The sequence below is a fragment of the Sphingomonas ginkgonis genome (genome assembly GCF_003970925.1).
GTDB classification, from domain to species: Bacteria; Pseudomonadota; Alphaproteobacteria; order Sphingomonadales; family Sphingomonadaceae; genus Sphingomicrobium; species Sphingomicrobium ginkgonis.
Genome location: NZ_RWJF01000001.1, coordinates 2,807,710 through 2,829,694, shown reverse-complemented (window position 1 = coordinate 2,829,694; position 21,985 = coordinate 2,807,710). Strand labels below are relative to the sequence as shown.

General features: G+C 69.1%; 23 protein-coding genes and 1 tRNA gene. 12 read left to right on the top strand and 12 right to left on the bottom strand.

The window, feature by feature from the left end; translation table 11 throughout:
• Positions 1–12: 12 nt before the first annotated feature.
• The 3 genes from HMF7854_RS13650 to HMF7854_RS13640 are packed head-to-tail and all read left to right on the top strand — an operon-like array spanning position 13 to position 2,637.
• A complete protein-coding gene (locus HMF7854_RS13650; protein WP_126719704.1) occupies positions 13–1,215 on the top strand; it encodes a flavin monoamine oxidase family protein in 1,203 nt (400 codons plus the stop codon).
• A complete protein-coding gene (locus HMF7854_RS13645) occupies positions 1,212–1,601 on the top strand; it encodes a GFA family protein (RefSeq protein ID WP_126719703.1) in 390 nt (129 codons plus the stop codon). The genes HMF7854_RS13650 and HMF7854_RS13645 overlap by 4 nt, the downstream gene beginning before the upstream one ends.
• 10 nt (positions 1,602–1,611) lie before the next feature.
• Positions 1,612–2,637, top strand: a complete 1,026-nt coding sequence (locus HMF7854_RS13640) for an alanine racemase (RefSeq protein ID WP_126719702.1) — start codon at positions 1,612–1,614, stop codon at positions 2,635–2,637.
• On the opposite strand, the gene nth is transcribed toward HMF7854_RS13640, so the two are convergent.
• The 7 genes from nth to HMF7854_RS13605 all read right to left on the bottom strand — a co-directional run bounded on the left by nth (position 2,634) and on the right by HMF7854_RS13605 (position 7,387).
• Positions 2,634–3,308: an endonuclease III gene (gene nth / locus HMF7854_RS13635; RefSeq protein WP_126719701.1), complete on the bottom strand. Its 675-nt coding sequence runs from the start codon at positions 3,306–3,308 to the stop codon at positions 2,634–2,636. The two genes, HMF7854_RS13640 and nth, sit on opposite strands and share 4 nt — an antisense overlap.
• A complete protein-coding gene (gene dapB, locus HMF7854_RS13630) occupies positions 3,305–4,015 on the bottom strand; it encodes a 4-hydroxy-tetrahydrodipicolinate reductase (RefSeq protein ID WP_126719700.1) in 711 nt (236 codons plus the stop codon). The genes nth and dapB overlap by 4 nt, the downstream gene beginning before the upstream one ends.
• 22 nt (positions 4,016–4,037) lie before the next feature.
• Complete coding sequence (locus tag HMF7854_RS13625) at positions 4,038–4,790, bottom strand: DUF72 domain-containing protein (protein WP_126719699.1); 753 nt, start codon at positions 4,788–4,790, stop codon at positions 4,038–4,040.
• A gap of 6 nt (positions 4,791–4,796) precedes the next feature.
• Positions 4,797–5,006 carry a helix-turn-helix domain-containing protein gene (locus HMF7854_RS13620; RefSeq protein WP_126719698.1) on the bottom strand — a complete coding sequence of 70 codons (210 nt, stop codon included), beginning with the start codon at positions 5,004–5,006 and terminating at the stop codon, positions 4,797–4,799.
• A gap of 66 nt (positions 5,007–5,072) precedes the next feature.
• Positions 5,073–5,411, bottom strand: coding sequence for a P-II family nitrogen regulator (locus tag HMF7854_RS13615; protein ID WP_126719697.1), 339 nt, complete (start codon positions 5,409–5,411; stop codon positions 5,073–5,075).
• Positions 5,412–5,477: 66 nt separating this feature from the next.
• A complete protein-coding gene (map, locus tag HMF7854_RS13610; protein ID WP_126719696.1) occupies positions 5,478–6,305 on the bottom strand; it encodes a type I methionyl aminopeptidase in 828 nt (275 codons plus the stop codon).
• A gap of 23 nt (positions 6,306–6,328) precedes the next feature.
• Positions 6,329–7,387 (bottom strand): DUF5694 domain-containing protein, encoded by a 1,059-nt coding sequence (locus HMF7854_RS13605; protein WP_126719695.1) that lies wholly within the window; start codon positions 7,385–7,387, stop codon positions 6,329–6,331.
• Between the two features lie 86 nt (positions 7,388–7,473).
• Between HMF7854_RS13605 and HMF7854_RS13600 the strand changes: the two genes are divergently transcribed.
• Entirely contained in the window at positions 7,474–8,235 is a 762-nt protein-coding gene (locus HMF7854_RS13600; protein ID WP_126719694.1) for a competence/damage-inducible protein A, read from the top strand.
• Position 8,236: 1 nt separating this feature from the next.
• Here HMF7854_RS13600 and HMF7854_RS13595 read toward each other — a convergent pair whose 3' ends face one another.
• Entirely contained in the window at positions 8,237–8,593 is a 357-nt protein-coding gene (locus HMF7854_RS13595) for a DUF4440 domain-containing protein (RefSeq protein ID WP_126719693.1), read from the bottom strand.
• Between the two features lie 67 nt (positions 8,594–8,660).
• A complete protein-coding gene (locus tag HMF7854_RS13590) occupies positions 8,661–8,960 on the bottom strand; it encodes a hypothetical protein (protein WP_126719692.1) in 300 nt (99 codons plus the stop codon).
• Between the two features lie 108 nt (positions 8,961–9,068).
• Here HMF7854_RS13590 and HMF7854_RS13585 point away from each other — a divergent pair, with 108 nt between their 5' ends.
• Entirely contained in the window at positions 9,069–9,935 is an 867-nt protein-coding gene (locus HMF7854_RS13585; protein ID WP_126719691.1) for a COG4705 family protein, read from the top strand.
• A 23-nt stretch (positions 9,936–9,958) separates the two neighbouring features.
• Here the strand turns inward: HMF7854_RS13585 and HMF7854_RS13580 are convergent.
• Positions 9,959–10,032, bottom strand: a tRNA-Gly gene (locus tag HMF7854_RS13580).
• A 227-nt stretch (positions 10,033–10,259) separates the two neighbouring features.
• Between HMF7854_RS13580 and HMF7854_RS13575 the strand changes: the two genes are divergently transcribed.
• From HMF7854_RS13575 to HMF7854_RS13565, 3 genes are all read left to right on the top strand, one after another.
• Positions 10,260–11,507 (top strand): hypothetical protein, encoded by a 1,248-nt coding sequence (locus tag HMF7854_RS13575; protein ID WP_126719690.1) that lies wholly within the window; start codon positions 10,260–10,262, stop codon positions 11,505–11,507.
• A 74-nt stretch (positions 11,508–11,581) separates the two neighbouring features.
• Positions 11,582–12,169 (top strand): cupredoxin domain-containing protein, encoded by a 588-nt coding sequence (locus HMF7854_RS13570; RefSeq protein WP_126719689.1) that lies wholly within the window; start codon positions 11,582–11,584, stop codon positions 12,167–12,169.
• A complete protein-coding gene (locus tag HMF7854_RS13565) occupies positions 12,169–14,433 on the top strand; it encodes a putative bifunctional diguanylate cyclase/phosphodiesterase (RefSeq protein WP_239016990.1) in 2,265 nt (754 codons plus the stop codon). Before HMF7854_RS13570 ends, HMF7854_RS13565 begins: the two co-directional genes overlap by 1 nt.
• Positions 14,434–14,537: 104 nt before the next feature.
• Here the strand turns inward: HMF7854_RS13565 and HMF7854_RS13560 are convergent, their stop codons facing one another.
• Together HMF7854_RS13560 and HMF7854_RS13555 are read right to left on the bottom strand one after the other, a co-directional pair.
• Entirely contained in the window at positions 14,538–17,189 is a 2,652-nt protein-coding gene (locus HMF7854_RS13560; RefSeq protein WP_126719688.1) for a TonB-dependent receptor, read from the bottom strand.
• A gap of 173 nt (positions 17,190–17,362) precedes the next feature.
• The gene (locus tag HMF7854_RS13555) at positions 17,363–18,022 is read right to left on the bottom strand and encodes a queuosine precursor transporter (protein WP_126719687.1); all 660 of its coding nucleotides are present in this window, start codon (positions 18,020–18,022) and stop codon (positions 17,363–17,365) included.
• 106 nt (positions 18,023–18,128) lie between these two features.
• Here HMF7854_RS13555 and HMF7854_RS13550 point away from each other — a divergent pair, with 106 nt between their 5' ends.
• The 4 genes from HMF7854_RS13550 to HMF7854_RS13535 are packed head-to-tail and all read left to right on the top strand — an operon-like array spanning position 18,129 to position 21,979.
• Positions 18,129–19,118, top strand: coding sequence for an adenosine kinase (locus HMF7854_RS13550; RefSeq protein WP_126719686.1), 990 nt, complete (start codon positions 18,129–18,131; stop codon positions 19,116–19,118).
• Positions 19,115–19,693 carry an LOG family protein gene (locus tag HMF7854_RS13545; RefSeq protein WP_239016989.1) on the top strand — a complete coding sequence of 193 codons (579 nt, stop codon included), beginning with the start codon at positions 19,115–19,117 and terminating at the stop codon, positions 19,691–19,693. The genes HMF7854_RS13550 and HMF7854_RS13545 overlap by 4 nt, the downstream gene beginning before the upstream one ends.
• Before the next feature lie 26 nt (positions 19,694–19,719).
• Positions 19,720–20,991, top strand: a complete 1,272-nt coding sequence (locus HMF7854_RS13540) for a NupC/NupG family nucleoside CNT transporter (RefSeq protein ID WP_126719685.1) — start codon at positions 19,720–19,722, stop codon at positions 20,989–20,991.
• Between the two features lie 37 nt (positions 20,992–21,028).
• Complete coding sequence (locus HMF7854_RS13535; protein WP_126719684.1) at positions 21,029–21,979, top strand: isopenicillin N synthase family dioxygenase; 951 nt, start codon at positions 21,029–21,031, stop codon at positions 21,977–21,979.
• Positions 21,980–21,985 lie beyond the last annotated feature (6 nt).

Sequence of the window (21,985 nt, the reverse complement as noted above, 5' to 3'; positions counted from 1 at the left end):
ACAGCCGGCGCCATGTTCGACCTCGCCATCGTCGGTGCCGGCGCCGCGGGCATCGCGGCCGCGACCGAGGCCCGCGCGCGAGGGCTCAGCTGCGTGGTGCTGGAAGCCTCGCCGCGGGTCGGCGGGCGGGCCGAGACGACCCGGTGGCGCGGCCATGCGCTCGACCTCGGCGCTGGCTGGCTCCACTCGGCCGAGCGCAACCCGATGCGCGTGGCTGCGGAGCGGATCGGCCAGCCGGTCGACCGCTCGCCCTCGCCATGGCGGGAGCAGTTCCGCGACCTCGGCTTCGGCAAGGACGAGCAGGCCGCTGCCAACGCGGCGGCGGCGGCGTTCGAGGCGCGGATCGCCGCCGTTCCGCCGGCCAGCGACGTCGCTGCCGACGCGCTCGAACCGGGTGGCCCCTGGAACGGCTTCCTCGACGCGCTCAGCGGCTATCTCAACGGCGCCGCGCTCAAGCAGGTCAGCGCCCGCGACTATGCGGCGTGGGAAGAGGCGGCGTCCGACAACAACTGGCGGCTGACGCGCGGTTACGGCACGCTGGTCGAGACGCTTGCCGAGGATCTGGACGTCCGCACCGGCGTCGCGGTGCGCGCGGTCGATCGCAGCGGCACGGCGGTCAACCTGCTGACCGACACGGGTGCGGTGGCGGCGGCGCGGGCGGTCGTCGCCGTGCCGACCACCATGCTGGCGAGCGAAGCGATCCGGTTCGCCCCCGACGTCGACGCCCATCGCCATGCCGCGGCCCAGCTCCCGCTGGGTCATGTCGAGAAGCACTTCTTCACGCTCCCCGATCCAGCGACCTTTCCGAAGGACGCGCACCTGCTGGGCAACCCGCACCATTCCGAGACCGGCAGCTACATGCTCCGCCCGCTCGGCATGCCAGTCATCGAGTGCTTTTTCGGAGGCGACTGGCTGCCCGACGCAGCCGGGCTGGATGCGCTGGCTCGGGAGCAGCTCGGCGCGTTGCTGGGCAGCGGTTTCGCTCGCGCGATGGAGCCGGTCGCCGCCTCCGACTGGCGCGGCCACGCCTTCATCCGCGGTAGCTACAGCTTCGCCCGCCCCGGAGCGCAGGAGCAGCGGCGCCGCCTCGCCGAGCCGGTCGATGAGCGGCTCGCGTTCGCCGGCGAGGCGCTGTCGACCAGCGACTATGCGACGGTCCATGGCGCATGGCAGAGCGGGCGTGAGGCGGTGCGCCGCCTGATGGAGGCGGAATGACGGTCAAGTTCAGCGGCGGTTGCCACTGCGGCGCGGTTCGCTTCCATGGCACGGTCGCGGGCCCGCCGGTCGCCGCGCTCGACTGCAACTGCTCGATCTGCTCGGCGACCGGCTTCCTCCACATCATTGTGCCGCATGCCGACTTCGTGCTCGAGCGCGGGGCGGAGCGGCTCACCAGCTACCGCTTCGGCACGGGCGCGGCGGAGCATCTGTTCTGCTCGACCTGCGGCGTGAAGAGCTTCTACCAGCCGCGAAGCCATCCCGAGGCGTGGAGCGTCAACGCTAACTGCCTCGAGGAGCGGCCCGACCTCGCCATCACCCGGTTCGACGGCCGTCACTGGGAACAGGCCAAGGCGAGCCTCGACGGGGCGGGGGAGGGCGGCTAACCGGGCCGCCATGCACCGCCCGCTCCGCCTCGATCTCGACAGCACCGCACTGGTCGCCAACTGGCGCTGGCTCGCGGAACGGGCGGGCGTCCCGGCGGGCGCGGCGGTCAAGGCCGACGGCTACGGGCTCGGCGCGCGCGCGGTTGTCGAGCGGCTGGGCGCGGCGGGCTGCCGCGACTTCTTCGTCTCGACCTGGTGGGAGGCGGAACAGCTCGGGACATTGCCGGACGGCGCCTCGCTGGTCGTGCTCCACGGGATTGGCCCGGACGATCTCGCCGCGGCGCTGGCGAGCCCGGCGCGGCCGTGCCTCAACACGCCAGAGCAGGTCGCGCGGTGGAAGCAGGCGGCGCCGGGGCGACCCTGCGACGTGATGATCGACACCGGGATGAACAGGCTCGGGCTGCGCCAGGAAGAGGCCGGGCTGCTGGACGGCCTGATCATCGACACGCTGCACAGCCATCTCGCCTGCGCCGACGAGGACCATCCGCTCAACGCCGCGCAGCTCGCCCGCTTCCGCGACGCGGCGGCGAGCACCCCGGCGAAGCGTCACGCGCTCGCCAACTCGGCCGGCACCTGTCTCGGCCGCGACTACAGCTTCGACCTCGTTCGCCCGGGGCTTGCGCTCTACGGCGGTCTTCCGCGCGAAGAAGCGGCGGGAGCGATCCGGCCGGTCGCCCGGCTGCAGGCGCAGGTCGTCCAGCGCCGCTCGGTGCGCGCGGGCGAGAGCTGCGGCTATGGCGCGACCTTCGTCGCCGATCGCGACCTCAAGGCGGCGGTGGTCAACATCGGCTATGCCGACGGCTATTTCCGCGGCTTCTCTTCGGTCGGCACCGCGCGCGCCGGCGACACGGTGCTGCCGCTGCTCGGGCGCGTCTCGATGGACCTGCTGATCTTCGCCACGGCGGGCGCGGACGTGGGCGAGGGCGACTGGCTGACGATCGACTTCGACCTGCCGCAGGCTGCCGAGCGGTCCGGCATGTCGCAATATGAGCTGCTGACCGGGCTCGGCTCGCGCTTCGATCGGCGCTGGTCCTAGCCGGCGGGAGCGGCGGCCTCCGCCACCCACCCCTTCGGCGCCGGGGTCTTGGGCTGGTAGGCGCACAGGTCGACCACCGGGCAGCGCCAGCATTCCGGCTTGCGCGCCTTGCAGATGTAGCGGCCGTGCAGGATCAGCCAGTGGTGCGCGTGGGTCCGGAACAGGCCGGGCGTCACCTTCTCCAGCTTGAGCTCGACCGCCAACGGGTTCTTGCCGGGCGCGAGGCCGGTGCGGTTGGAGACCCGGAAGATGTGGGTGTCGACGGCGATCGTCGGCTGGCCGAAGGCGCTGTTGAGCACCACGTTCGCGGTCTTGCGCCCGACCCCGGGCAGAGTCTCGAGCTTGTCGCGCTCGGCCGGCACCTCGCCGCCGAACTCGTCGATCAGCTTGTGTGCCATGGCGATGACGTTCTTGGCCTTGGTGTTGAACAGGCCGATGGTCTTGATGTGCTCGCGGACGCCCTCCTCGCCCAGCGCGAGCATCTTCGCCGGGGTGTCCGCGACCCTGAACAGCTTGCGGGTGGCGAGATTGACGCTGACGTCGGTCGCCTGCGCCGACAGCGCCACCGCGACCAGCAGCGTGTACGGGTTCGTGAACTCCAGCTCGGTCTCGGGCTCGGGGTTGAGCTCGGCCAGCCGCCGGTAGAACTCGAAGACGTCCGCCTTCTTCACAGCGCGCCGACCACGTCGCGCATCGTGTAGAGGCCGGGTGCGCGGCCTTTCAGGAACCGCGCCCCGGCAAGCGCCCCGCGCGCGAAGATCGAGCGGTCCTCCGCCCGGTGCGAAAGGATCAGCCGCTCCTGCGCGCCGAGGAACATCACGTCATGATCGCCCGCGACCGTCCCGCCGCGCACCGCCGCGAAGCCGATCGCTCCGGCCTCGCGCGACAATCCGACCCCGTCGCGCCCGCGCTCGGCGGCGAGCGGCGTGCCGCGCCCGCGCGCCGCCGCCTCGCCCAGCGCCAGCGCGGTTCCCGACGGCGCGTCGGCCTTCATCCGGTGGTGCGCCTCGACGATCTCGATGTCCCAGGCGGGATCGAGCACCCGCGCGGCGCGCTCGACCAGTTCGGCCAGCAGCGCCACGCCGAGCGAGGTGTTGGCGGCGCGCAGCACCGCGATTTCGCGCGCCGCCTCTTCAATCGGCGCGTCCGCATCGGGCGCGAGCCCGGTGGTTCCGATCAGCAGCGGGAGGCGGGTGGCGCGTGCCCGCTCGAGCGTGGCGGGGAGGGCGGCGGGGGCCGAGAAGTCGACCAGCACCTCGGGCCGGTCGGCGTCGAACATGAACCCGCCGTCGGCCTCGGCCGCCGCGGCGATGGCGCGGCCCATGCGGCCGTCGGGAGCGATCAGGCCGATGCGGATCGGTGGGGTCTCGGTGGGCATGCCCGCGCTTGTGGCGGAGCGTTCAGGCGGGTGCAATGCCGAGCCGCTGCTGCAGCGCCAGGGCCGCCGCCGGCGCCCTCAGCTTGGCGCCGTTGATGAGGAAGAGAAAGCAATCCTCCCCGCGTTGCCAGCCCGTGGCCATCGCCGCGAACCGGTCGAGCGAAGGTCTGTCGTAGCCGGTCGTAACCTCTTCCCGCATGCGCTGCAGCCGCGCGTAGCGGAAGTTGGCGGTATCCGCGTCGATGCAGGGGAACTCGTCGTCGTCGCCGAACACGATCGCCACGTTCCGGTCCCGGCAAAGCCGATAGAAGCGCTCGTCGCGGAAGCTTTCATGCCGAGGCTCGATCACGTGGCGGAGCGGAAGGGGACCGAGCTTCGCCGGAAGGAGCTTCAGGAAGGCGGCGATGTCGTCCGCGTCGAACTGGCGGCGGGCAGCCAGCATCCACAGGATCGGCCCGAGCTTCTCGTCCAGCCGGTCCATGCCCTGCGCCAGGTAGGTGGCGATTCCGTCGCCGGCGTCGGCCAGCCTGGGGCGGGTGACGCAGAAGCGCGAGGCCTTGAGCGAGAAGCGGAAATCATCGGGCGTGCTGTCCGCCCACTTCTGCCAGCTCGCCGGCGACTGGCGGCTGTAGAAGGTCGAGTTGATCTCGATCGCGCCCATCCGCTCCGAGGCGAACTCGAGCTCGCGCCTGTGCGGCAATCCCTCCGGATAGAAGAGCCCGCGCCACGGCTCGTAGGTCCAGCCGCCGATCCCGATCCGGATCCGGCCAGCCATGTCGGCCTAGTAGGCGCGGCGCTGGGCGGCGATCAGCATCCGCAGCAGCATGGCGACCGGCCGCGGCACGCCGATCTTCCCTTCCAGCCACAGACTGACGGCCGAACGGCTGACGCCGATCGCCTGGGCGAGATCCGCCTGCGTCCGGTAGCCGAGCGCGCGCATCGCGGCGCGCAGCTCTTCCGGAGGCATCGACGAAGGTGGCGGCAGGTCCATCAGCGGCCTTCTAGCGTTCAGTCGCAGAGGGACAAGGCGCAACGGGATCCCAAGACCGCGCTGTGCCTAAATGGCATCGTGGCCCCGGTCCCCGGTGCGGATACGGATCGCTTCGGCAACGTCGAGGATGAAGATCTTGCCGTCGCCGATGCGGCCGGTGCGGGCTGCGTTCATGATGCCCTCGACCACATTGTCGACCTGGCTGTCCTCGACCACCACCTCGATCTTCACCTTGGGGAGAAAGTCGATGACATATTCGGCGCCGCGGTAGAGCTCCGTGTGGCCCTTCTGGCGGCCGAATCCCTTGACCTCGGTGACGGTAAGGCCGGACACGCCGACGTCGTGGAGCGCGTCCTTCACGTCGTCGAGCTTGAACGGCTTGATGATCGCTTCGATCTTCTTCACGCGCATGCCCCTCCCCCGGGCAGGTTGCCTGTCTAGCCTGCCCGCGAAGCCACGGGGAAGCGGCAATTAGTAGGGGGGCTTGTCGAACCCGGCCGGGCTCTTCGTAAAGATCTCGCAACCGTCCTCGGTGATGCCGATCGAATGCTCGAACTGCGCGGAGAGCGAGCGGTCGCGGGTCACCGCGGTCCAGCCGTCGTCGAGCAGCTTGCAGTCGGGCTTGCCGATATTGATCATCGGCTCGACCGTGAAGATCATGCCCGGCCGAAGCTCTGGGCCGGTGCCGGGGCGGCCGGCGTGGACGACTTCCGGGCTGTCGTGGAACAGCCGGCCGACCCCGTGTCCGCAGAAGTCGCGGACGACACCGTAGCGATGCGCCTCGGCATGGCGCTGGATCGCGCTGGCGACATCGCCCAGCCGGTTGCCCGGCCGGGCCTGCTCCAGCCCCAGCATCAGGCACTCGTAGGTCACGTCGACCAGCTTGCGCGCCTTCAGCGGCACGTCGCCGACGAGGTACATGCGGCTGGAATCGCCGTGCCACCCGTCAACGATCGGCGTGACGTCGATGTTGAGGATGTCGCCGTCCTTCAAGGGCCGGTCCGACGGGATCCCGTGGCAGACGACATGATTGATCGAAATGCAGCAATTATGCGTGTAGCCGCGGTAGTTCATCGTCGCCGGGATCGCTCCGGCGTCGCGGGTCATCGCGCTGACGATGTCGTCGAGGTCCTGCGTGGTGACGCCTGGCTGGACGTGCGGGACCAGCGCGTCGAGGATCTCGGCCGCGAGCCGCCCCGCCTTGCGCATTCCCGCGAAGCCCTCGGATCCGTGCAGCTTGATGACGCCGTTGCGGGCTTCGGTGAGGTCGTCGGCCTCGACGGTCATGTACTGGGTCATGCCCGCTAGATAGGCGATCCGGCTTAGCGCAGGAAGGGCTGGACCGGCACGACCTCCACATCGCCCATCTGGCTCAGCAGCCAATCGTAATATGGCTTGTGCGACGAGCCAACGATGTTGAGCACCCGGCCGCCCGGATGCTCGACGGTGGTGGCGCGGATGTTGGCGGCCATGCGCAGGTTGCGGACGTCCCACCAGGCGGCATAGTGGCGGCCGTAGGGCGCGAGATCGGCGGCGGACTGGGCGCCGCCGAAATCCATCCGGCCCTGCTTCGCGGCGATCGTGGGGTCGTTGAGCCAGCGATAGAAGGCGAGCATCGAAGCGCCGTCCTTGAGCGAAGCCTCGAACTTCTGCTCCTCGGCGACGAGGGGGGAAGCACGGCCGCGCGCGAAGTGGCGGGTCATCGTGGCCTCGAACGGCCCGTCGGTGTGCCGCATCGCCCCGTCGCTCGAATGGTCGTCGACCGAATAGACGCGCTCGAGCCCGAGCCGCGCGGCGAGCATTGCCGCGACGTCGTAGCTCTCGTTGCGAGCCTTGCCCTTGCGCTCGAGCACGTCGATCATCGCCGGGTCGAGCCCGTCGGCGGCGATCCGCTCGCCGGGCACCAGTCGCAGCCACTGCACCCAGGCCGAGGCCCGCTCGTTGGCGGCGAGGAACAGCAGCGCGAGCCGGCGCCGCTCCGCCGGCGTTCGCGGGCCGCCACGTTCGAGCAAGGTTTCGGCCGCCTCCTCTGCTTCCTGCTGCGTCTTGCCGGCGAGCTTCTGCGCGGGCGCCGGGTCCCAGCAATAGTTCGCGACCGCGTCGGCGTAGCGAGGCGAGCGGCGCATCATGTCGCACTGCTCGCCCGGGACGCCCTCGTGGGTGATGATGGTCGGCCGGAAGCCGGCCAGCCGGGCGAGCAGCGGCTCCAGCATCGCCGGGGTCACCGACCTGATCCCCGACAGGTGCGCGCTGCCGAGCGTCATGATCCGGGTCCTGTCGCCGGCGACCGGCGGGTGCCAGCCGAGCGGCGGGGCTGACGGCGCGGCGACGGCCGGCCCGGCGAGCAGGGCGGTGAACAGCAGGAGCAGGCGCCGGCGCATGGATCGACATTCCCTCAAGGTGACATAGTACCGTAATACACCTTGGCCATCTCGCGCAAGCAGGCGGGGTCCGCTAGGAGGACAGGATGACGAGCTCCCGAATCTGGACTGCCGCTCTCGTCGTGATCGGCGACGAGATCCTGTCGGGGCGGACGCAGGACAAGAATGTCGCCCAGCTCGCCTCCTGGCTGAACGTGCAGGGCATCCGGCTGGCCGAGGTCCGGGTGGTGCCGGATGTCGAGGAGAAAATCGTTGCCGCGGTGAACGCGCTGCGTTCCGCCAACGACTATCTCTTCACCACCGGCGGGATCGGGCCAACCCACGACGACATCACGGTCGACGCGATCGCCGCCGCGCTCGGCGTCGGCGTGATCGTCCACCCCGAGGCGCGTGCGATCCTCGAGCGCCACTATGAGACGCGCGGCGGCCTCACCGACGCGCGGCTGCGAATGGCACGGGTGCCCAAGGGCGCCGACCTCATCCCGAACCGCATGTCCGGCGCGCCCGGCATCCGTATCGGCAATCTCTTCATTCTCGCTGGAGTCCCGCACATCGCGGCCGGCATGCTCGACGCGCTGACCGGGGCACTGGAAGGCGGCCGTCCACTCGTGTCCGAGACGGTCGGCGCCTATGTTCCCGAAAGCGAAGTGGCCGAGACGCTGGCCGCGCTGGAAAAGGCGACGCCCGGGATCAGCATCGGCAGCTATCCCTTCTTCCGTGAGGGGCGGATCGGCGCCAATTTCGTCATCCGCTCCGAGGATCCCGGCCTGGCATCGGCGGCGGCCGGCACGCTCGGCGACCGGCTCCGCGAGCTCGGCCGCGAACCGGTCGCCGGCGGGATCCAGTAGCCTATTCCATCGTCAGCGGGACCAGCTGGCTGTGCTGGATGACCTTCCAGTCCTCATGGCCGAGCCGCCGGATGGTGCTGGTGCAGAACGCCTCGTAACTCTGTCCGCCGCCGCTTGCCTCGACCCGGTAGCCGATGACGATCAGCCCCTCCTCGGGACGCTCGACCCGCTGGTCGGAGAAGCGCACCTCGTCCCAGTGCGGCGTGCTCTTGACCGCTTCCTTGGCCCTTTCGCGGGAGAAGACGTGGGGTTCGGCGGGAAGGGCCATGACGACATTCTCGTCGACCAGCTCGTCATAGACGTCGGCGCCCCCGCGCCAGAGCTTCTCTTCCATGCTCCAGATCCGGGCGTCTTCCATGGTTCAGTCTCCTACAGGTTGCAGGGGAAAACCGGCCGCGGCTGCCCGGTTCCATCGGTTGTGCTTCTCAGCCATCCCCGCCGGGACGAAGCGAAGCAAACCAGCCGGCATAGGGAGTGTTCTTGGCGAGATGCCGGTTCCAGTCGCGGGCGCCGTCGGTCCACCACACCGGTCCGCGTTCGCCCAGCGCGCGCTTGGCCCGCTCGACCCCGGCTCGGTCCCGAGCGCGCCGTGCCTTCATCAGCGCACGGACCCAGCAGCGGCGCCGGCCCTCGGGCAGATGCGGGTTGGTCCGCCGCCACAGGCGCCCGCGCACGACGAAGTAGCGGCCGTCCGGGCTGACGGGAAAGCGGTCGGCTGCGGTCATGCGGGTTGAACGACCGTCTCGCACGATCGATCAACGCATCGGACGCGCCGCTTGACAAGCCGGCGCCCGAACCGCCTTGTCGCGCTTCAGGCAGGTGACTTGATGCTGATGCGTAACGAACACGACGGTCCCGGTCCGCTGGACCCCCCCAACGACGGAGCCCGGTCGTCCAAGGTCCCGGCGGTGACGCTGGGCTTCTGGATCGTGAAAATCCTCGCCACCACCTTGGGCGAGACGGGCGGCGACACCGTGTCGATGAGCTGGCTGGGCGAGACGACGCCGGAAGCCGGCGCGTCCGGCCTCAACGGCTATCTGGTCGGGACTTTGATCTTCGGTGCGCTCCTTGCCGTGCTGGTCGCCGTCCAGGTGCGGGCCCGCCGGTTCCATCCCTGGCTATACTGGGCGACCATCATCGCCTCGACGACCGCCGGCACGACCCTGGCCGACTTCGCCGACCGCAGCCTCGGCATCGGCTATCCCGGGGGGTCGCTGCTGCTGCTCGCGCTGGTCCTCGGCTCGCTCGCGTGGTGGAAGGCGAGCGTCGGCACGGTCGACGTCAACAAGATCGTCACGCCCCGGGCCGAGCTCTTCTACTGGCTGACGATCACCTTCTCGCAGACCCTCGGCACCGCGCTGGGCGACTGGTTCGCCGACGGAATCGAAGGCTGGTCCGGCGGACTCATCTCGGACTATGCGGGCGGTGCGATGGTGTTCGGGGCCGGGCTGGCGGTGCTGGCCCTGCTCTATCTCGGGACGCGGGTCAGCCGCGTCGCCCTGTTCTGGGCGGCCTTCATCCTCACCCGGCCGCTCGGCGCCACGGTGGGCGACCTGTTCGACAAGCCGCTCGACAAGGGCGGCCTCGACATCAGCCGCCCGCTCGCCTCAGCCGTGCTCGCCGGGCTGATCGTCCTGCTCATCGTCGTGCTTCCGCAGCGGGCCGGCAGTCACCCCGGCCGCAGCGAGGCGGTCGGCTGAGAAGCGGGGACTGGACGAAGGGCTGGAGCGGGTAGCGGGAATCGAACCCGCGCGTTCAGCTTGGGAAGCTGACAGGCTACCATTACATCATACCCGCACGCCGACCACCGAGGCAGACGCGGCCGACTTGCTGGGCCGACGCGCTTGCCTGGCTGTCGAGAGCCGCCGGCCGATTGCCACGACGACCGCCGCCACGTCAACATCGCCGCCAAGATAAGGCGCTATTTGCGACAGCCCGCGGCGGACGCTCAGTCACTCCGCTCCGGTGGTCAACGGCTCGCTCGTTGAGCAGCTCTTAACCATGTGGCGCTACAAGGCGCGCCCATGTCGTTGCGTGCGTACAGCTTCCTGGCCGGCCTCGCCGCGCTTGTCGCCTCCCCGGCGGCGGCGCAGTCGACGGTCGCGACCGGCACCTGGTCCGCCGGCGGCGACGTGCGGTTGACCGCTGCCGACGGGGAGCGCAGCTGGCTCGATGGCGGGCTCGGCAAGCTGGGTTCGGAGCGGGGGGTCAACGCCACGCTGGGTCGGGCGGACCTCAGCTGGCAGCCGCGGTTCGGCTGGGACCTGTCGGGCGTGGTGGTCGGAACGCTGCAGGGCGGTCCGGGCCGGATCACCGGGGGGATCAGCCAGGCCTATCTGGCGATCAAGCCGCTGCAGGGCGGGCGGCTGCGCTGGTCGGGCCGGCTCGGCCTGCTGTGGCCACCGGTCAGCCTGGAGCATGGCGGCGCGGATTGGCACGTCACCGACACGATCACGCCCAGTGCGATCAACAGCTGGATCGGCGAGGAAGTGCGTCCGGCGGCGGTCGAGGCGAGCCTCACCGCGACTCTGGGCGAGCACCGCCTCGTCGTCAGCGGCGCGGCGATCGCGGCGAACGACACGGCGGGTGCGCTTCTGACCTATCGCGGCTGGGCGCTGCACGACCGGGTGACGCTCGCCGGAAGGGCGCAGCCGCTCGCCATCCTGTCGGAGGAGATCGAGGCGGCCCAGCCTCATTTCACGCATCCGCTGCTCGACGTAAAGCCAGGTTTCGCCCGGCGCCCCGGCTACTACGGCCGGCTCGGCTGGTCCCCACCGCTGCCGTTCCACCTCGAGCTGTTCCACTACGACAATCGCGGCGACCCCGAAGCGGTCAATGCAGACCTCGAATGGGGCTGGCGAACCCGCTTCACCAACCTGGGTGCGGTCGTCGACCTCGCGCCCGCCACCCGGCTCAAGGTCCAAGCGCTGACCGGGCGGACCCGGATGGGCCTGGTCGAGGACGGCCGGATCTGGATCGACAATCGTTTTCGCTCGGCGTTCGCGCTGCTCGTCCACGATCTTCCGCGGGGCGGCGTGGCGGCGAGGGTGGAAGCGTTCGGCACCCGCAACCGCGGCCGTTACATCGACGATGAATATGACGAGCGCGGATGGGCCGCCACGCTCGCGGGCCACCGCGAGCTCACGCCGGCGACCAGCCTCTGGCTGGAGGCCATTCATATCGCCAGCCGGCGCGAGCAGCGGGAGGACATCGGACTCGAGCCGAGCCAGAGTCAGGACCAGCTTCAGGCGAGCCTTCGATTTCGCTGGTGAGCGTAACACCCTGTTTACGCAACCTGTTTAAATCCATTCCGATGCGTATCTTCAAACCGATCCTGTGCTTATCGATGCTGAGTAGCGCATCGGCCCAGGCTGCGCCGCTGCTGATCCGGGTCGTCGATCCCGCCGGGCATCCGGTCCGCGATGCGGTTGTCAGCGTGCTCCCGGCAAGCGGCGCCCGGCCGATGCGGATCACGCAGCGCTACCAGGTGTCGCAGCGCGGGCTGCAGTTCCATCCCTTCGTCAGCGTCGTTCCGGCCGGGGCGGAGGTCAGCTTTCCCAATTTCGACCCGACCAAGCACCACGTCTACAGCTTCTCGCAGGCGCGCAGCTTCGAGCTCAAGCTGTTCGCCCGCGACCAGAGCCGGACCGTGCGCTTCGACCGCCCTGGGGTGGTCGCGCTGGGCTGCAACATTCACGACCGGATGAGCGCGTTCATCGCGGTCGCCGCGAGCAATTGGACCGCGGTGACCGGCCCCGACGGCACGATCCGCTTCGCCGACCTCCCCGGCGGACCCGCCCGGCTCAGCGTGTGGCATCCCTATCTGCGGGCGCCCGGCAATCAGGTCGACCAGGCGCTCGGACCGAACGTGCCGGCGGTGAAGGTGATGGTGCGGCTGCGGCCGCCGCCGATGCACGCGATGGCCGATTATTGATGCTCCGCTTCCGCTCGCTCAGCACCCGGCTCACCGTTCAGTTCGCGCTGCTGTTCGCCGGCGCGATGCTGGCGGTCTCGCTGGCGCTGTCGAGCCTGATCGCGAACAACGCGTCGCAGCAGGTCGAGCGGCAGCTGCAGTCGAGCGGCGCGGTCTACGAGCGGCTGTGGCAGCTGCGCAGCGGCAAGTTGCGCGACGGCGCCGACCTGCTTGCCCGTGACTTCGGCTTCCGCGCCGCGGTCGCGACCCGCGACGAGGCGACGATGCGCTCCGCGCTCGACAATGCGCGCGCCCGGCTGAACGTCGGAAGCGCCTTCATCGTCGCCCTCGACGGCCGCGTCGAGGGCAGCGCCGACCCGTCGATCCAGCGGGAAGGACCGGGCCTGTGGAACGCCTTCGACGGCGGCCGGCTGGCCGGGGTGGCGGTGGTCGGGGGCAGGGTCCGGCAACTGGCGGCGGCGCCGGTCATGGCGCCTAACCTCATCGGTTGGGTGGTCTTCGCGGCCGACCTCGACCAGCGCGAGATGACCTCGCTCGAGCGACTGTCCGCCATTCCCCTGCATGCCGACGTTCTCGTTCGCCGCGGCAGCGTCTGGCAGAGCGTCGCCGGAACGAGCGATCCGAGGCGGGCGGATGCGATCGTGCTGACCAAGCCGCTGCCCAGCCTCGGCGAGCAGCGTGACGGGTCGGTGCTGATGCTGGCCTATCCCAAGCGGCTGGCGCTCGCCTCCGCGCGGCGGCTGCAGTGGGCGCTGGCACTGATGACCTTGCTCGGCCTGAGCCTCGTCGCCTTCGCGACCTGGCGGGCGGCGGGTTCGATTACGCGGCCGCTGGCACGGCTCGACGAGGCGGCGGGCCGGCTGGCGCGCGGCGAGCATGCCGAGCTGAAGGTCGAGGGGGAGGACGAGCTGTCGCGGCTCGCCGCCGGGTTCAACGACATGGTGGTCAAGATCGAGGAGCGCGAGCGGCGGATCGCCCATCTCGCGTTCAACGATGTACTGACCGGGCTGCCGAACCGGACGATGTTCCATGAGCATCTCGGTCTTCGGCTGCGGGCCGGCAAGCCGGTGGCGCTGCATTGTCTCGACCTCGACCAGTTCAAGAACGTCAACGACACGATGGGGCACCCGGCGGGCGACGCCTTGCTGGTCGCGGTCGGCGAGCGCATCGCCGCGATCTGCGCAGGACAGTTCGTCGCCCGGCTCGGCGGAGACGAGTTCGTGGTCGTGCAGGACATCGGCGAGAATGAGCGCGGGGGCGCCGACCGGCTCGCCGAGGCGCTGATCCGGGGCATCTCGGAGCCGATCCAGCTCGACGGGCAGATGATCGTTCCGTCGACCAGCATCGGAATCGCGCTCGCCCCGACCGACGGAAGCAACGCGGGCAACCTGCTCAAGAGCGCCGATCTCGCCCTCTACCGCGCCAAGGAAGCCGGGCGCGGGACCTTCGCCTTCTTCGAGGAATCGCTGAACGAGCGGGCGCAGCAGCGGCGGCAGATGGAAAACGACCTCCGCATCGCGCTCGAGCGCGGCGAGTTCGAGCTCTTCTACCAGCCGCTGTTCGATCTCGAGAAAGATCGCATCGGCTCGTTCGAGGCGCTGCTGCGCTGGAACCATCCCCGGCGCGGGCTGGTTTCCCCGGTCGAGTTCATCCCGATCGCCGAGGAGACCGGGCTGATCGTGCCGCTCGGTGCCTGGGCGCTCCGGCAGGCGTGCCACGAGGCGACCCGCTGGCCCGACCACGTCCGGGTCGCGGTGAACGTGTCTTCCGTCCAGTTCCACCGTCCGGGGCTGCAGGAGATCATCGTCCAGGCACTCGGACAGAGTGGTCTCGCGCCCGAGCGGCTCGAGATCGAGATTACCGAGAGCATCTTCCTGGAGGGTAGCGAGGCGACGCTCAAGCTGCTCCACACGTTGCGCACACTCGGCATCCGCATCGCGCTCGACGATTTCGGCACCGGCTATTCGTCACTGAGTTACCTGCAGAGCTTTCCGTTCGACAAGCTCAAGATTGATCGCAGCTTCATCCAGAACCTGCTGACCCGCCCCGGAGCGAGTGCGGTCGTGCGCGCCATCACGGATCTCGCCCACGCACTTGGCATGGAGACGACGGCGGAAGGGGTGGAGGAACGCGGCCAACTGGCCGAACTGCGCAACCAGGGCTGCTCGTCGGTCCAAGGCTTCCTCTTTTCCAAGCCGATGCAGGCAGCGGAGATCATCCGGCTGCTCGACACCGCGCCCGCCCGGTCCGCATCAGCGGCCTGAAGCGCCACTAGCGAGCTCTGTCTCTCGCGCTCCAGCTCCAGAAAAAAAGAAAAGGGCGCCGCTCCCGAAGGAGCGACGCCCTGATCCTTGCCGTCGAGCCCGACCTAGAAGCTGAAGGTGCCGCTCACCTGGAAGGTGCGTGGAGCACCGACCGAGAAGCGCGGCGTGCCGCCAGCGAGCGAGGTCGCCGTCGAGATGTTGCCGAAGTAATACTTGTTGAAAAGGTTGGTCACCCCGACCCGGAAGTCGGCGTTCGGCTTGTCCGAGCCGCCCAGCGGCACGTGCAGCACGGCGTCGAGATCGACCAGGTTGTACGAGTGGAGCTTGCCGTTGTTGTCGATCGGCAGCGTGCCGACGTTGGCAATCGTCCCGACCGCGCCATTGTCGTCGGTCGCATAGCGGCTTCCGACATGCTTGAACTGGCCGCCGATCGAGAGCGGGCCGAAGTCCTTCTGGACGCGGCCGCCGAACTGCCACTTCGGGGTCTCGACGAACTGCGCACCCTTGGTGAACACGTCGACGACTTGGCAGGTCTGGCCAGCCGGAACGGTCGACGGGCAGGTGGTGAGCGCGACGTTCTGCGTCGCCACCCGGGTGATGTTCTGCTTCAGCTCCGAGTGAATGTACGAGGCGTAGCCGTAGAGGCTCAGGCTGCGCAGCGGACGGATCGCCAGCTGGCCGTCGAAGCCGTAGGCGGTCGCGTTGCCGACGTTGCGGTCGATCGAGCTGCCGAACGTCGGGCTCGCCGGATCGAGATCCTGCGCGCTGACGATACGGTTCTTGTAGTTGACATAGTAGGTCGCGAGCTGCGCCTGCACCACGCCGGAGGTGAAGCGATAGCCCGCCTCGTAGTTGTTGGTCGTTTCCGGGCTCGGGTTCAGCACGACCGAGCGGTAGAGGTTGTCGGTGCTCGGCGAGGAGAAGTTCTTGCCGAAGCTGACGTAGACGCTCTGCGACTTGGTGATGTTGAACGAGGCACCCGCCGACGGCAGGATCGGGCTGTACTTCACCGTGCGCGAGAAGGGCGCGAAGTAGGCGACGCCGTTGCCCGCGGTCGGGTTGGCGAGCGTGGCGCCAGGCAGGATCGGGTTGGCCTGCGCCGTGCAGTAGGGGTTGCCCGCGGTGACGCGCAGGCCGCCGGCAGTGATCTTCTGCGCGTCGGTCTGGGTGATCGCCGTGCCGCCGAACACGAAGTCGCCGTTCGACGTGTAGCAATACTGGTTCAGCTCACGCCGGAAGAACGGCGCGCGGATGCCGGCGGTGACGGTCACGCGGTTGTCGAAGAAACGGCCGAAATATTCGCCCGAGACCTGCTGCAGCTGCGCGATCGACTTGCGGTTGCGGACCTGGAGGATCGCGCCCGACTGGGTCAGGATCTGCGACGCGCGGTCGACCTTGCCGCTGAACGGGTTCAGCGGATTGCCGGCCAGGTCGACGTTGCCATATTCGCCGGTCTGGCGGTGGTCGCCGCGATCGAACGTGTAGGCAAGCCGGAACCGGTGCTGCGGCGCGACCTGCCAGATCAGCGAGCTGAGGAAGGTGTAGCGGCGCGTGCGGGTGTTGTTCGGGCTGTAAACACGGATGCCACCCAGCGTCGTGCGGCTGGTCGTGTTGTTGATGTCGAGGATGTCGCCGTCGCCGTTGAGGTCGACGCCGGCAGCGCCGCCGGTCACGTCGCGCAGGCGGCTGTCGTTCTCCGCGATCACGGTGGTGCCGCCGCCGTTGGCCAACGTGTGCTGGTAGCCCGGGTCGGCCGTGAAGGTGAGGTTGTCGGTCAGGCTGATCTTCATCGACCCGCGCAGGTTCCACGTGTCCGACGGATTGATGCGCAGGTTGTAGTAGTTGGTGCAGCTGGCCGGCTGGCTGTTGTTGCTCGACGTACCGCTGTTGTCGTTGTCGCGCACGCCGGTGGTCGGCGCGTCGCGGACGCACAGGCCGATGTTGTCGAAGTAGCGGTTGGTCAGATAGTCAGCGACTGCACCGCTGTTGTAGCTGTTGTTGCGGTTGCGGTTGTAGTGGCCGGCGAGCGAGACGAAGTCGCCGTTGCCGCCGAGCGGCTGGTAGACGCGGGCATTGACCTGCTTCTTGTCGATGACGCCCGGGCCCTTGAACTTGTCATACTTCTGGGCCGATCCGGAGATGAACGCGCGGGTCCCCCAGCTGGTCAGCGAACCGGTGTCGAGCAGGCCGAAGATCCGGCGATAGGCGAAGTCGCCAAGCGAGGCGCGGATCATGCCGCCCGGGTTGGTGCTGGGAACGCGGGTGCGATAGCTGACGACGCCGCCGGCGGCCGACGGGGTCGGCGAGTCGACGTCGGTGGTGCCGAGGTTGACCGAGACCTGGTCGATCAGCTCCTGGTCCATCTGCTGGTTGCCGAAGATGGCGTAGTTGCCGGTGTCGTTGAGCGGCAGGCCGTCCCACAGGAAGGCGACCCGGTTGCCCGGGAAACCGCGGATACGCAGGTTGCCGCCGGCCGAGCCGTAGGGATCGGTGTTGGTGTAGTTGACGCCCGGGATGAGGTTGATCGACTGCAGGATCGACTGACCGGCCGACTGGCGGTTGAGGATCTCCTGGGTCAGCACCGAGCGGGTCTTGGGCACGTCGGGAACGACGACGCCGTTGACGCTGCGCGTCCGCGTACCGGTGATGACGATGGTGCTGTTCTCGGTCGCGGTGGTGCCGGTCGACTGGGCGAAGGCCATCGACGGCGCGACGAACATGGCAGCGGTGCTGCTGAGAAGGACGAGTTTCTTCACAGGATTCCCCGGTACAAGTGATTGGATATGCTTGTAGATCGGGCACCCCTGCCCGACTCCCCGCTGCGCCTATAGCCGGCTGGCGTCAGATTTGTGACAGGCCATCCATGTTGCGGCGCGATAACTTGTAAGCGTTGCGTAAAAAACACAACGCGGGTTGGTGTTTGCCGCGCTTAGGCGCGCGCGCGGTCGAGCCGGCGGCCGAGCGCGACGAAGGCGTACACGAGCGGGGGCACGAGGATGACCGAAAGGACAACCTTCGCGAGCATCTGCCCGAGCAGCAGCTCGCCGATCGGGAAGACGCCGTAGAAGGCGATGCCGATGAAGATCAGCGTGTCGACCACCTGGCTGAGCGCGGAGGCGATCGCCGAGCGGAGCCACAGCAGCCGGTTGCCCTCGCTGCCCTTCAGGCGGCTGAAGATGGTGACGTTGAGGAGGGTCGAGGTGCCGTAGGCGATGATCCCGCCGATCCAGATCCGCGGCGTGCCGGACATCATCAGGTTGAAGGCGTCGAGCCGCTGCGGATCCATGGCGGGCGCTGGCGGGACCGCGAGCACCAGCAGTGTCAGCAGCAGCGAGGCGATCAGCGGGACGAAGCCGATCAGGACCAGCCGGTTGGCGGTCTCCCGCCCGTGAAGCTCGGCGATCGAGCTCGAGGTCACCACCAGCAGCAGGAAGGCGAGAATCCCGGCCTCCACCGCCAGCGGTCCCAGCGCGATCTGCTTGTTGCCGAGCACACCGGCGATGCACACCATTCCGCCGTAGAAGATGGCAAGCGCGAAGAGGGAACGCGGCAGCCCGTGGCGGGCGTCGATGCTCGTGTCGGTCGTCATGGGCGCGGAGGGGTAGCGGCTCGTTCGCGCTTTGCAAGAGAGCGGAAATCCGGCGTTTGCTCAGCCTCTTGTTGCCCGCCCGACTCGCCGCTAGGGCCCGCGCCTCATGACTTCCCGCCAATTTGATGTGGTCGCGATGGGCGACGCGATCGTCGACGTGATCGCGACCTGCGACGACGCCTTCATCGCCGAGCACGGGCTGCCCAAGGGGCAGATGCAGCTGCTGTCGCCGGTCGACGCGGACCGGCTCTACGCCGCGATGGGCTCGGCCCGCGAATCGAGCGGCGGCTCCGCGGCGAATAGCATGGCGGGGGTGGCGGCGATGGGCGCACGCGCCGCCTTCATCGGCCAGATCGCCGACGACCAGCTCGGCGCCATCTTCACCCACGACATGCGCGCCCTGGGTGTCGCGTTCGACACGCCGCCGATCCCGGCCGACGGGCTGCCGACCGGACGCTGCCTGATCCTCGTCACCCCTGACGCGCAGCGCACGATGAACACCTGTCCCGGGGCGAGCCACGAGCTCGCCCCCGCCGCGCTCGACGAAGCGCTGATCCGCGGCTCGGCGATCCTCTTCCTCGAAGGCTATCTGTGGGGACCGGAGAAGCCGCGGGCGGCGATGCGGCGCGCGGTCGAGATCGCGCACGACGCAGGCAACAAGGTCGCCTTCACCCTGAGCGAGAGCGTCTGCATGGCCGGCCGCAAGGAAGCGTTCAACGCCATGCTCGACACGCGCGGGGTCGACCTTCTCTTCGCCAACGAGGACGAAGCGCTGCAGCTTGCCGGACGGAGCGACCTCGATGCGGCGATCGAGTCCTTGTCGGCGCGGGTGCCGACGCTGGTGATCACCCGGGGCCCGGCGGGCGCACTAGCCGTGGACGAGGGCCGCCGCGCCGAGGTGCCGGCGGTGCCCGTCGCCAGCGTGGTCGACACCACCGGCGCGGGAGACCTGTTCGCGGCCGGCTTCCTCGCCGCGCGCTGCAAGGGGCATGACGTCGAACGCTGCCTGTTCACCGGCGCGCTCGCGGCGAGCGAGATCATCTCGCATTTCGGCGCCCGGCCGGTCGCCGACCTCCAGGAGCTGGTGAAGCTGTGAGCAGCCTCGGCCGTGTCGCCGTTTATTGCGGGAGCGCCATGGGCGCCGACCCCGCCTTCGCTGATGTGGCGCGCGAACTCGCGCGCGAGATGGTCCGGCGCGGCATCGACCTCGTCTACGGCGGAGGGCGCCTCGGGCTGATGGGCGTGGTCGCTGACACCGTGCTGGCGGAGGGCGGCAAGGTCTTCGGGGTGATCCCGGCCGCGCTGGTCGATGCCGAAGTGGCGCATCTCGGGTGCACCGAGCTCCACCGCGTGTCGGGCATGCACGAGCGCAAGGCCAAGATGACCGAGCTGTGCGACGCCTTCGTCTGCCTTCCGGGCGGGATCGGCACGCTCGACGAGATGTTCGAGGCCTGGACGTGGAACGCGCTCGGCTATCACGCCAAGCCGTTCTGCCTCCTCAGCGTCAACGGTTTCTGGTCCGGGCTCGAGACCTTCATGGACCATGTCAGCGACAGCGGCTTCCTGTCGCAGCCGCGCCGCGCCCAGCTGCTGAGCGCCTCGTCACCGGCGGAAGCGCTCGACAGGCTCGACTCCGCCGCGGCGAGCGCTAGCAAGGGCATGGTCTGGTAAGCGGCGCCGGGGGAGGGCAGCCAAGAATGAATCATCTGTTCGGGCTCGTCGGCGTTGCCGCGATCCTTGCCGTCGCGTGGCTGTTCTCGGCCGACCGCCGGCGCATCAGCCTGCGGATCGTCGGCGCCGCCTTCGCGCTGCAGGCGGGGATCGCCGTCCTCGTCCTCTACACGCCGTGGGGGATCGCGGCGATCAAGGGCATGTCCAACGGGGTCGCCGACCTGCTCGGCTATGCCGGCAAGGGCACTGAGTTCCTGTTCGGCCCGACCGAGAAGAACCCGCTCGCCAACACCTTCGCCATCGCCGCGCTGCCGGTGATCATCTTCTTCGCCGCGCTGGTCGCGATCCTTTACTATCTCGGGATCATGCAGCGGGTGGTGCGCTGGGTCGGCGGAGCGATCGGCTGGGTCACCGGGATCAGCCGGGTCGAATCGCTCTCGGCCGCCGCCAACATCTTCGTCGGCCAGTCCGAATCGCCGCTGGTGATCCGCCCCTATCTCGCCGCGCTGACCCCGCCGCAGCTGTTCACCGTCATGACGGTCGGCATGGCCGGGGTCGCTGGGACGATCCTCGCCGCCTACGCCAGCCTGCTCGGCGCGGCTTATCTTCCCTATCTTCTCGCCGCGGCCTTCATGTCGGCGCCGGGCGGCGTGCTGATGGCCAAGATGATGATGCCCGACGGGGCCGGCGAGGCGAAGGCCGACGAGCTTCCGCTCGAGGGCGGCACCGCCGAAGACCAGGTCGACGTCGCCGAGACCTTCGAAGAGGGCGTGCAGCCGGCCAACGTCATCCAGGCCGCCAGCCAGGGCGCGCTGACCGGCGTCCGCCTCGCCGTCGCGGTCGGCGCGATGGTTCTCGCCTTCGTCGCGCTGGTCGCGCTCGCCAACGGCATTCTCGGCGGGATCGGCGGCTGGTTCGGCCATCCCGAATTGAGCTTCCAGGGCATCATCGGCCTCGTCTTTCGCCCGATCATGTTCCTGATCGGCATCCCGTGGACCGAGAGCGGGGTCGCCGGCGGCCTGTTCGGGACCAAGCTCGTCCTCAACGAATTCGTCGCCTTCATCGACCTCGGCAATTCAGCCGGACCCTCGGCCGCGCTCAGCGACCGGAGCCGCGCGATCATCACCTTCGCGCTGTGCGGCTTCTCCAACTTCAGCTCGATCGCGATCCAGCTCGCGGTGACCGGCGGCCTCGCGCCCGAGCAACGGCCGGTGATCGCCCGGCTCGGCCTCCGAGCGCTGCTCGCGGGGAGCCTCGCCAACCTGATGAGCGCCGCGCTGGCGGGTCTGCTGATCTGACTTTTGTCGCGCCCCTGCGGGGCGTAGGGACAGGAACATGACCACCGACACCATCACCAGCGACAGCGTCGCATCCGTCTCGCTGACCGACGCCGACCGCGATCCCACCGGCTTCGCGAACGAACTCGGCCGCAGCTTCGAGGAATATGGCTTCGCGATCCTGCGCGACCACGGCATCCCGGCCGCGCTGATCTACGACGCCGAGGCCAAGGCGAAAGCCTTTTTCGCGCTGCCGGACGCGGTGAAGAAGCATTACGCGCTCGGTCAGGGCGGCGCGCGCGGCTACACGCCCTTCGGGATCGAGACCGCCAAGGGCCATAAGGCGTTCGACCTCAAGGAATTCTGGCACGTCGGGCGCGAGCTTCCCGCCGGACATCAGTTCCGCGAAGTGATGGCTGACAATGTCTGGCCGGACGAGGTGCCCGGCTTCAGGGACACGTTCCTCGCGCTCTACGACGCGTTCGATGCCGCCGGGCTGAAGGTGCTCGCCGCCATCGCCCGCTACCTCGGGGTCGACGAGGATTATTTCACCGACACGGTGCGTGACGGCAATTCGGTGATGCGCCTCCTCCACTATCCGCCGCAGGCGGAGCCGACCGGCGAGCATATCCGCGCCGGCGCGCACGAGGACATCAACACCATCACCCTGCTGCTCGGCGCCGAGGAGGCGGGGCTCCAGCTCCAGACCCGCGACGGCCGCTGGCTCGACGTCAGCCCCAAGCCGGGCGAGCTGGTCATCAACATCGGCGACATGCTGCAGCGACTGACCAACGGGAAGCTCCGCTCGACCTCGCACCGGGTCATCAACCCGGCGCCCGACCGTGCCTCCAACGCGCGCTATTCGATGCCCTTCTTCCTCCATTTCCGCCCCGACTTCGTGATCGAGGCGCTGTCCGGCACGGTGCCGGCGGGCGAGCAGCCGAAGTGGCCGCCGATCAGCAGCCACGACTATCTCCTGGAGCGCCTGCGCGAGATCAAGCTCGCCTGAGGGCGG

Bases quoted from the DNA above. Each gene is read 5' to 3' on its own strand.
- HMF7854_RS13605 (WP_126719695.1), bottom strand. From the start codon at position 7,387: ATGCGCCGGCGCCTGCTCCTGCTGTTCACCGCCCTGCTCGCCGGGCCG.
- HMF7854_RS13640 (WP_126719702.1), top strand. From the start codon at position 1,612: ATGCACCGCCCGCTCCGCCTCGATCTCGACAGCACCGCACTGGTCGCC.
- HMF7854_RS13645 (WP_126719703.1), top strand. From the start codon at position 1,212: ATGACGGTCAAGTTCAGCGGCGGTTGCCACTGCGGCGCGGTTCGCTTC.
- HMF7854_RS13600 (WP_126719694.1), top strand. From the start codon at position 7,474: ATGACGAGCTCCCGAATCTGGACTGCCGCTCTCGTCGTGATCGGCGAC.
- HMF7854_RS13565 (WP_239016990.1), top strand. From the start codon at position 12,169: ATGCTCCGCTTCCGCTCGCTCAGCACCCGGCTCACCGTTCAGTTCGCG.
- HMF7854_RS13620 (WP_126719698.1), bottom strand. From the start codon at position 5,006: ATGGACCTGCCGCCACCTTCGTCGATGCCTCCGGAAGAGCTGCGCGCC.
- HMF7854_RS13540 (WP_126719685.1), top strand. From the start codon at position 19,720: ATGAATCATCTGTTCGGGCTCGTCGGCGTTGCCGCGATCCTTGCCGTC.
- map (WP_126719696.1), bottom strand. From the start codon at position 6,305: ATGACCCAGTACATGACCGTCGAGGCCGACGACCTCACCGAAGCCCGC.
- HMF7854_RS13550 (WP_126719686.1), top strand. From the start codon at position 18,129: ATGACTTCCCGCCAATTTGATGTGGTCGCGATGGGCGACGCGATCGTC.
- HMF7854_RS13570 (WP_126719689.1), top strand. From the start codon at position 11,582: ATGCTGAGTAGCGCATCGGCCCAGGCTGCGCCGCTGCTGATCCGGGTC.
- HMF7854_RS13555 (WP_126719687.1), bottom strand. From the start codon at position 18,022: ATGACGACCGACACGAGCATCGACGCCCGCCACGGGCTGCCGCGTTCC.
- dapB (WP_126719700.1), bottom strand. From the start codon at position 4,015: ATGCCCACCGAGACCCCACCGATCCGCATCGGCCTGATCGCTCCCGAC.
- HMF7854_RS13590 (WP_126719692.1), bottom strand. From the start codon at position 8,960: ATGACCGCAGCCGACCGCTTTCCCGTCAGCCCGGACGGCCGCTACTTC.
- HMF7854_RS13595 (WP_126719693.1), bottom strand. From the start codon at position 8,593: ATGGAAGACGCCCGGATCTGGAGCATGGAAGAGAAGCTCTGGCGCGGG.
- HMF7854_RS13585 (WP_126719691.1), top strand. From the start codon at position 9,069: ATGCGTAACGAACACGACGGTCCCGGTCCGCTGGACCCCCCCAACGAC.
- HMF7854_RS13625 (WP_126719699.1), bottom strand. From the start codon at position 4,790: ATGGCTGGCCGGATCCGGATCGGGATCGGCGGCTGGACCTACGAGCCG.
- HMF7854_RS13535 (WP_126719684.1), top strand. From the start codon at position 21,029: ATGACCACCGACACCATCACCAGCGACAGCGTCGCATCCGTCTCGCTG.
- HMF7854_RS13650 (WP_126719704.1), top strand. From the start codon at position 13: ATGTTCGACCTCGCCATCGTCGGTGCCGGCGCCGCGGGCATCGCGGCC.
- HMF7854_RS13575 (WP_126719690.1), top strand. From the start codon at position 10,260: ATGTCGTTGCGTGCGTACAGCTTCCTGGCCGGCCTCGCCGCGCTTGTC.